The following is a 439-nucleotide window of genomic DNA, read 5'->3' as shown; positions in this document are numbered from 1 at the left end:
CACCTTCGACGAACCGGTGGAAAGCGTCAAAGGCTTTGCCAAGGACCTCCTGAGCAGTCCCAACGGCGAGCTCAGCGACCTGAGCAGCGCCGACGGCGGCTGGACCTGGACCGGCACGCTGAACTTGGTCGCCAACACCCCGGACGCGGGCAACGCCGAGGCGACTCTCCCGGACACCGCATACAAGGCGGACAAGGAGCAGGGTGACTCCATGGTGCTCGACGACGCTACTGACGCTCCCGTTGACCCTGCAGCCAAGGCCAAGGAGGCCAAGACGCAGGCGCTGACCGACGACCAGAGCAGCACCGAATCGAAGAGCGAAGCGGCGCAGGACACGGACGACAACAGCGTCGCCGAGGATGACAACAGCGTCGCCGAGGATGACAACAGCGTCGCCGAGGACGACGACAGCGTGGCCGAGGACGACAACTGGAACGGC

1 protein-coding gene is annotated in these 439 nt (G+C 65.6%); it reads left to right on the top strand.

Going from position 1 to position 439, the window contains the following annotated elements; translation table 11 throughout:
• Positions 1-16: 16 nt before the first annotated feature.
• A partial coding sequence (locus tag VTU_RS26245; protein WP_138927811.1) for an Ig-like domain-containing protein occupies positions 17-439 on the top strand: 423 nt, incomplete at its 3' end.

This window comes from Verminephrobacter aporrectodeae subsp. tuberculatae At4 (genome assembly GCF_000193225.1).
Lineage (GTDB): Bacteria > Pseudomonadota > Gammaproteobacteria > Burkholderiales > Burkholderiaceae_C > Acidovorax > Acidovorax aporrectodeae.
Note: the sequence above shows the minus strand (reverse complement) of the source record. Positions and strands in the feature narration are given on the sequence as shown.